General features: G+C 59.4%; 7 protein-coding genes. 6 read left to right on the top strand and 1 reads right to left on the bottom strand.

All coding sequences use genetic code 11. The features are described 5' to 3' along the window. From P8K07_05255 to P8K07_05245, 3 genes are all read left to right on the top strand, one after another. A partial coding sequence (locus tag P8K07_05255) for a hypothetical protein (protein ID MDG1957931.1) occupies positions 1-995 on the top strand: 995 nt, incomplete at its 5' end. Beyond that, on the top strand, positions 985-2,232 hold the full coding sequence (locus tag P8K07_05250) for a DnaB-like helicase C-terminal domain-containing protein (GenBank protein MDG1957930.1): 1,248 nt from the start codon (positions 985-987) through the stop codon (positions 2,230-2,232). The genes P8K07_05255 and P8K07_05250, both read left to right, overlap by 11 nt. Next, complete coding sequence (locus P8K07_05245; GenBank protein ID MDG1957929.1) at positions 2,232-3,167, top strand: hypothetical protein; 936 nt, start codon at positions 2,232-2,234, stop codon at positions 3,165-3,167. The genes P8K07_05250 and P8K07_05245 overlap by 1 nt, the downstream gene beginning before the upstream one ends. A 586-nt stretch (positions 3,168-3,753) precedes the next feature. Here P8K07_05245 and P8K07_05240 read toward each other — a convergent pair. After that, a complete protein-coding gene (locus P8K07_05240) occupies positions 3,754-3,981 on the bottom strand; it encodes a hypothetical protein (GenBank protein ID MDG1957928.1) in 228 nt (75 codons plus the stop codon). 71 nt (positions 3,982-4,052) lie between these two features. On the opposite strand from P8K07_05240, the gene P8K07_05235 reads away from it, so the two are divergent. From P8K07_05235 to P8K07_05225, 3 genes are all read left to right on the top strand, one after another. Continuing rightward, positions 4,053-4,223, top strand: coding sequence for a hypothetical protein (locus P8K07_05235; protein ID MDG1957927.1), 171 nt, complete (start codon positions 4,053-4,055; stop codon positions 4,221-4,223). Positions 4,224-4,823: 600 nt separating this feature from the next. After that, on the top strand, positions 4,824-6,107 hold the full coding sequence (locus P8K07_05230; GenBank protein ID MDG1957926.1) for an SGNH/GDSL hydrolase family protein: 1,284 nt from the start codon (positions 4,824-4,826) through the stop codon (positions 6,105-6,107). A gap of 547 nt (positions 6,108-6,654) precedes the next feature. Next, positions 6,655-7,575: a sialate O-acetylesterase gene (locus P8K07_05225; protein MDG1957925.1), complete on the top strand. Its 921-nt coding sequence runs from the start codon at positions 6,655-6,657 to the stop codon at positions 7,573-7,575. Positions 7,576-7,674: the final 99 nt, after the last annotated feature.

Here is a 7,674-nt window from a genome sequence, read left to right as displayed (position 1 = left end):
GGCCTGCTTCCCGACAGACCGTCGCGCAAAACATAAGCACAAAAGGTGACTTCATTTTACCAGATTCCCGGCGTGTTGTCTCTACTGTTCCACGCCTTAAAAGCGTTGGCGCTCAGACCGTTTACGAGTTCGCGATCCTTGGACTGGACGCTTGGTTCGACTGGCATCGCTCCCCGGAGGTCTACCCAACAGCCTCGCTCACCGAGAAGGCGTCTGGCAGCGGATTCCAGAAGCCCGACTGTCTGGGGCTTTGGTCGCCAGCGCAGTTTGGAGAAGATGCCCACGGCGTACGGCATCGCACCAAGCGCAACGTGCTGGCGGTGAGCTTTCTGGTTTTCGATATCGACGAAACCGAACTGTGCCTGTTGGAGATTCGCGAGATTCTGGGAGGCACACGCGCTGCAATCACTCCCAGCTTCAACCACTCAGAGCAGACGCCGCGCTTTCGGATCGTGCTTGATGTGACGCGCCCCATGACTGCCGAGGAGTTCGAGCGGGTAATGCCTTGGGCTTCGGCGCTTCTGACGCGCTACGGAATTGCGCCGGATGAAGCTGCCATGGATTCGGCCCGTCTCTTCTACGACTCAGCCATCCCTGAGCATAACCAGCACCTCTGGTTTGCAGAGCAGACCTTTGGCGATCCGATCGACGTTGATCGGGTGCTGATGCACGCCCCGCCCGCCAAGGAGCGCATCGAATACGAAGCCGTGCCAGATGCGGCTTGGCAGAACTCCGTGCTGGGCATCTTGTTCAGCGATGCGGGCCTGATCGTCCGAGACAAAGGCGACCGCGCCGAAGTTCATTGCCCGTTCGCAGACCAGCACACGAGCGGCACCCGTGGCGCAGTCCTCTTCCCCGCAGGCGCAGGCCAGACTCTCGGCTGGGTGCGTTGTCTGCACGCCCACTGCACCGGACGCATCGCCACTGACTTCCTTAAAACCTTCCCCCAAGACGCGATCGATCGCGCCACACAAAAGGCTTCCCATGCAAATTGATCTTGAAAATGAATATGCAACCGCTCGCGCAGGCTCGCCCAGCAACGCCACGGAGAAATTCCCCACGAGCGGGAACTGGAGCGACATGGACCGAGCTTTCGACAACCTCGCCAACCGCCCGCCCAAGATCCCCACGGGGATCGGTGCTTTGGATACTATCTTGAAAGGCGGCTCTGCTGCCGGTGACTTCATCGGAGTTGGTGCGCCCGCAGGATCGGGCAAAACCATTCTGCTGCTCACCCTGCTCGCCAATGCCGCCCGCGCTGGGGCTATTCCGATCTACCTTTCAGCCGAGCTGGACGAGGGGGAAGTGGTTTCACGCCTACTCTCTCGGATAATGCTGGAGGCTTACATAGAGCGGCACGGGGCAAAGGCTTTGCACGCGCCCGCAGTCTCATTCGATGATCTGGTGAACCGCCTGGACCTGCAAGGCTCTGGCAAAGGCTGGGCCGATGATCTTGCTACCGCCCGCGAAACTGCCCGCGACCAACTTGGGGATGCCATCATCAAGCGCCTGCCCGATGCCGCGACTGATATCTGGGTGCGGAAAAGCATTACCGAAGTACGCGCAGCAAACCCAGACCGGCAGATCATCGTATTTGTGGACCCTCTACAGCGGCTCATGGTTGGGCAGCGTGACGACGGGCCGAACACCGCCGCCGATGGTCGCCAGCCGGAATCGCATGACCGCTACCAGATCATTTCGTCCACTCTGAAGCAGACCGCGACCGATCAGCAGGTTGCCATCTGGTTCGCCTCCGACATTGCAGGGGGAGTCAGCAGGCAGCTTCGCAATGGCGAAGATGAGAACATGATCTGGTACGCCGCCCCCGGTCCTATCGGAAACGCGATCACAGCAGGCTTCTCGCTCACTACGGGGCACAGCTTTATGGATGGCGTATCGGAGGAAACCGGGCCGCCCGCAGGAAAGAAGAACAAGCCAGCCGATACCGGAACCAGACTTCCCGGCGCGGGCCTACCGTGGGCGGGCATGACTCCGGGCGTTGGCTCCTGCGCGATCACCGCAGAAGAGGTGGCCGCTGGTGGGCCTCCCGAACAGACGCTGAAGCACCAGTTGGGCGAAACTATGTCTGTGCTTCGGACCACGAAACTTCGCAGCGGGAGACCCATGCGAGCGGCATTGCTCTCGGTGCCTGGGGCTTCGGTGCTTTATGACCCGCCCACTGAGCGCGATGCCGATGGGCCAGACCATGCAGACGGGAGCCAGATTTACTGATGGCTGACCCTCGAACATCCGCGCGGGTGCCTCTAGCGTTCTGTGCGCTGGTGGTGTCCCTGCGCAACGGGACGGCCAGGATCGATCCTCTGCCGGGTGCTTTCGTGCAGGTGAAGGCCCACCGCTACCCTTGGCGCTGGAAGATTCCTGTAGGGGTCGATACGGGCGCTCTGGATACCGATACTCTACGCACCCTTGCCGCAAAAGCTCTGTCTCCGAAGCTCGCCGTGGCTTTCGCCATCGTGACAGACCTTTGCGAACAGCAACGCGGCCGGCCACTGGTTCTGTCCGAGTCGATTGTGGCGGGCTGGCTCCGGGGCGAAGGCGACGAACGGAAGGCAGACCGGCGAGCGTTCCAGCGTCTACGCAAAGAGGCCCAGCGCCTCGCCAGCTTTGAGCTCGCCACCAAAGGACGGGGACAGTTCAAGCCCGTGCTGGTCGAGTCTGATGGCGGGCTGAAGGCCCACGGTGAGATCCTTAAAGTGATTCGCGGAAAGGTTAAGCCGAAAGCCGATGGCGGGAACGAATACCAATACGCCCACATCCCTGCCGCCACGCTGAAGCTGAAGGCGCAGTTCGCTGTTGTCGGCATCGGTATCGCTGGACTGATCCGCAGTACCCTGCATCCGAGGAGCAATGCACCCAGAGGCATCTCGCTTCGCAACCTCGCCCACGAGATCGGCCTGGGGACGAGCAACCTGCCGGTTCGGGGTGCTGCGAAGTTCTGGCCCCATGCCGCCGAGCAGGTGAGTGGAATCTTCAAAGCCGGGGATCTTGGCCGAGCCATACCGGGGCAACAAGACTGCCCGCCCGCAGACCGGATCTGGACGTTCCAGAAGTCCGAAGCTCTGGCGCAGAGCTACGCCCGAATCAGCAAGCGTTCGGGCATCTATCTGGTGGAGAGCAGAGCCGCTGGGAGAAAGGCGCAAAAGTGAAAACCCAAACTCTCACTTTCGCCCAAGCCGAGAATCGGCAAAAGCCCTTGCGTCCATTGCGTGATTCCCAGATTGCCCGATCTGAGTTGGACGTGTTCGACTGGGTATCTGGACGTGTTCGACTGGATATTTGGACGTGTTCGACTGGTCGCGGATTTGCCATAAGTCGAGAGGAACACTGAGGAATCGCCAGACCCGAGTTTCCGCATCTATTATATATAATATAATAGAAGAGAGACTGGAGTTTTTAGTACCTCTCCAAGACTCTTTTCTAGGGATTAGAAGAAGAGGTTTTCTAGTCTACGGGGAGTCCGTCGCCCCCCTCCGCTTGGAGCTACGGGGGACTCCTATCCGACTGTACGGGCAAGAGCCTGGGCTTCTTTGTTCCGGCCAGATCCTCTGTGCGGTGAGCTTTCCGCTAAATCCGAGGTGACTACATCGCCGCGATTCTATTCGTGGCTCTCAGCGGGGCGGTTGCGCCGAGGTTGGAAACGCTCAGGGACTGCCGGATCTCTGGGACTTCGGGGCGTCTATTCGACTCCGACAAGGGTTCGCGGATCAATCAATCCGCCCACCCGCCGATCCTCTACCCCGCGATCTCCTGGGCCACGCCAAAGCATCGAGAAGCGTCGGCAGGGGCCTGCGCGACTAGTGCTAGTCCGATCGAGGCGAAAAGGCCTGCGGTGGTGGGCGGAAGTTTGGGGTTAAGCGTAACGCCGGCGTGCGGGAAATCGAAACCGGCTTCGACTTCATTCGCCCCCGCGCTGACCACCGCAAACTGAAGGAACTGTTCGCCGCGCTGAAGCAGGAGCAACGTGACCGCGATACCCGCGCAAAGATGTCCGAAGCCGAGCGTCTACGGTTCGATCAGCAGAGGCGGCACCGATGAGCGCTGAAGAGACCGCCAAGCGCATCTGGGCCGCGATGCGGAAGAACCTTGAAGCCAATGGCATTACCCCCGAGTCCGAGCGCGACGACAAACGAAAAGCATACTCAGGCAAGAAGAAGCCAAACGCCGTTGCTCGCTCAAAGCACCCGACAAAGCCGACCCGATAAAACGTGTTCGATACGCGAAATAAAGTTTCTGAACTGCCCCGGAATCTTTGACGCAACTTTTATTTGCTCTACAACAGCTAGTTGCCCGGAGCATTTCGGCACCCGCCGAAATCGGGACCACATTCCACGAAAACCGCCATCAAACCCTTGGGAGAGTTGCACTTAATGAACGACAGTCAAACCATGAACCAGTCCGATTCAGAACCTACTAACGCGCCCGCAATCGCATCGGGCCACCAGCCAGCCGAACCCTGCCACTAGCAGTCTCCGACTCGCCTTCCCGCCCGTGGCGGAGCCGCTGGGCGGCGACGCATCTCGCCCTGGATGCGCGCGATCTCGGCGAGACCGGTTTGGTGGATCTCTTGCGGCGTTTTGTTGGCCGTGATTTGCCAGCGCAGCGCCCATCGCTAATAGGCCTGACCATCGGGGTGCATCCAGACTCCGTCGTCGGTGACCAAAGGCGTAAATAGTGGCTGCCCAATTCGATCACCGAGCGCAGGGTGAAGAGCAAGAATACTGCCCGGGAGCGTGGCCGCGAACCGCCTGCCTTGCGAAAACAGGGTGCTGCTAACCGAACCGGGATTTGCTACATTGGTTCTGATGGGGATTCGCGCTCTGATCGCTAGCTACAAGACCGGTGCGATCATTGTCGTGAACACGCTGCTGTTGTTCCTGGCTCTGAATTTTAGTCTCGAGGCGATTCTGGGTAGTGACGGAGCGCGTGTTCAGCAGTTTAGCCCGGCCGAGCGTTACGGCGATATCGCGCGTCGCCAGTATCCCGAGCTGACGGATGCCCAGTACGAGAAGCTTATGTCCGAGATCTGGCGCATCGACACATTCGTCTACGAGCCCTACACGCAGTTCAAGCCGGGAGCCTTCGCGGGTGAGTTTGTAAACGTCAGTCCTCATGGCTTCCGGGTGGGCCCCGATCAGGGCCCCTGGCCACCGGACGACGCCAACTACAATGTCTTCATCTTTGGCGGGTCGACCACCTTCAACCATGGCGTGACCGATGCGCAGACGATTTCGGCCCGCCTCCAGCCTCTGCTCGAAGAGGGCTCACAGCGACCGGTCCGCATGTACAACTTCGGGCGCGGCTACTACTTCTCGACTCAGGAACGCACGCTTTTCGAGAAGCTGCTCATGGACGGTTACGTTCCCGACCTGGCGATCTTCATCGACGGTCTCAACGACTTCTATAACCGCAGTGGCAATCCGCAGTTCAGTCCGCAGTTGAGCGGTCACCTGAAGCGTTCGATAGACAACTCACTGGCTCGACTGGCGTCAGGGGGAGCAACCCGCTTCACGGATTGGGCGCGCTCGCTGTTCCTGGTCAAGCTCGTCCAGACGAAGCTGAAAAAAACCAACCCGCCCAAGCCGCCCAAGCCCCCCAAGCCGCTACCGCAGAACTCGCTCGACGACGTGATCGGACGCTACCTTTCCAACAAGCGGATGGCAGAGGCGGTCGCTGCGGAGTGGGAGGTGGAGACGATCTGGATCTGGCAGCCGGTACCGACCTACGGCTTCGATGAGGCCTATCACCCGTTCACAACGAAGCGGAGAGCCAATGGGCCCCATGCCCGCTCGGGTCCCGGATACGCGCGGATGAAGGAACGTGCCAAAGAGCAGCCGCTCGGTCAGAACTTCTTGTGGCTTGCAGAGATGCAGCGCGATATGAAGGAAGTTTTGTACGTGGACTACGTCCACTACTCGCCGAAGATGTCCCGCCTGATCGCCGAACAGATCGACGATCGAATGCGGACTCGGGAACTCGGACCCTACCAAGCCCGACTCGTACCGGCGTTTCATGGGGGTGTTGCGCCAGCTGCACCGGTCAGCGATCGGCAGATCGAGCATCCTGGGTCGTCGGGTTCCATGGAATAAGCAGGGACTATCTGCGTTCCGCGATAGCGCTTGACGAATACCGCGCCGCAACGCAAACGGGAACTGTATGTCGGCCACCGTTCACACAAAACGCCCCGCAGGCAGGAGTTGCTGGAATGCAGAGCTTCTTTGATCCGGATCGCTAACTGTGATGGGCGATCGACTACCCCACCTGAAACGTGTCGGCGATCAGGGATGCGTTGTTTTCTTCGGATGCCGCGCCGACGATGGCGTACTCTACGAGTTTCTGGATTAAGAGATGAAGGTCGTTTTCGAATTCACCATTCCGGCCTCGTTGCTGATCGGGAGGAAACGACCTGCTTCTGTTTGCCTTGCGGGAGCCCTATCAGCAAACCCGGAAGAGATTCCCCCCCCGTTTCCGGCTTTTTTATCGACAACCCTCCCGGGAACGAGCGACATGGTCGCATCCCATGGGCAGTCGCATCCCGGCGGTGCCAAAATGCCGCCAAAGCACCATACTTACCCGGAGAAAACGCACCGAAGTAGGTATGACAGAAGGGGATAATCGACTAGTACTGCAAACAAGATGACCACAGGAATCAAGCTCCTGGTCACCCTCGTGGCCATTTCCGCGACGGCCACTCAGGCCATTGCCACCGACTTCCACCTCTATTTTCTCGGCGGCCAATCCAACATGGAAGGGCATGGATCAATCCAGGACCTGCCGGCGGCTCTCGCCGTGCCGCAACCCGAGGTCATGATCTTCCACGGCAACCCCGCACCGGATGGCTCATCCGCCGGCGGAAATGGTATTTGGGCCGGACTGAGACCCGGGCACGGTCATGGCTTTCGATCCAATGGCTCGGCAAACCAGTACTCCGATCGCTTCGGCATGGAATTGACCTTTGCTCGGACAATCGCAGAGCGCTTCCCCAAGCGACGAATCGCCATTCTCAAATATGCCAACGGCGGAACCTCTCTGGACCCCGCAGCGGCCAAGAAATTCGGATGCTGGGACCCTGCATTGGAACAGAGCGGCCAATTTGACTACTTCCTCAAGGCGCTGGCGCAGGCCAAATCCGACAAGGACATCGACGGCGACGCCAAGCCAGACAGACTGATCCCTGCGGGAATCGCCTGGATGCAGGGCGAAAGCGATGCCAACCATAGCCCCGAGATCGCCAATCGCTACCCCGAGAATCTGGACCGCTTTCTGAAAAGTGTTCGACGATCTCTGGGAAACAAGAATCTCGATATCGCGATCGGGCGCGTATCCCCCTCCCAACTTCCCCACCTTTTCTGGAAACACCTCGACACGATTCGAAAGGCCCAAGGCGATTTTGCACTTCAGGATGAGAATACGACCCTGATCACCAGCAGCGATGATTATGGATTCTCGGACTTCTGGCACTACGACGCAGACGGCTATATCGATCTCGGGCGCCAATTCGGGAATGCGTTGGCCGATCTGGAACTCGGTCGCACAACCGCAGACCACGCCCCCTGAATCAGAGCCTTTTGGTCTTCCGTCCCAGATAGTCGACCATCAGATAGGACCCCAGACGGTAGGAAACATGAAGGCCCTTTAGCGGGCTGACAGAAATCC

The sequence above is a fragment of the Candidatus Binatia bacterium genome, from assembly GCA_029248525.1.
Lineage (GTDB): Bacteria > Desulfobacterota > Binatia > UBA12015 > UBA12015 > UBA12015.
The sequence above is the reverse complement of the archived record's forward strand: the minus strand, read 5'-3'. Positions and strand labels throughout refer to the sequence as shown.

What these genes read in the sequence shown, in the direction of transcription:
- P8K07_05250 (MDG1957930.1), top strand. Translation starts at nt 985, where the DNA reads ATGCAAATTGATCTTGAAAATGAATATGCAACCGCTCGCGCAGGCTCG.
- P8K07_05245 (MDG1957929.1), top strand. Translation starts at nt 2,232, where the DNA reads ATGGCTGACCCTCGAACATCCGCGCGGGTGCCTCTAGCGTTCTGTGCG.
- P8K07_05235 (MDG1957927.1), top strand. Translation starts at nt 4,053, where the DNA reads ATGAGCGCTGAAGAGACCGCCAAGCGCATCTGGGCCGCGATGCGGAAG.
- P8K07_05230 (MDG1957926.1), top strand. Translation starts at nt 4,824, where the DNA reads ATGGGGATTCGCGCTCTGATCGCTAGCTACAAGACCGGTGCGATCATT.
- P8K07_05225 (MDG1957925.1), top strand. Translation starts at nt 6,655, where the DNA reads ATGACCACAGGAATCAAGCTCCTGGTCACCCTCGTGGCCATTTCCGCG.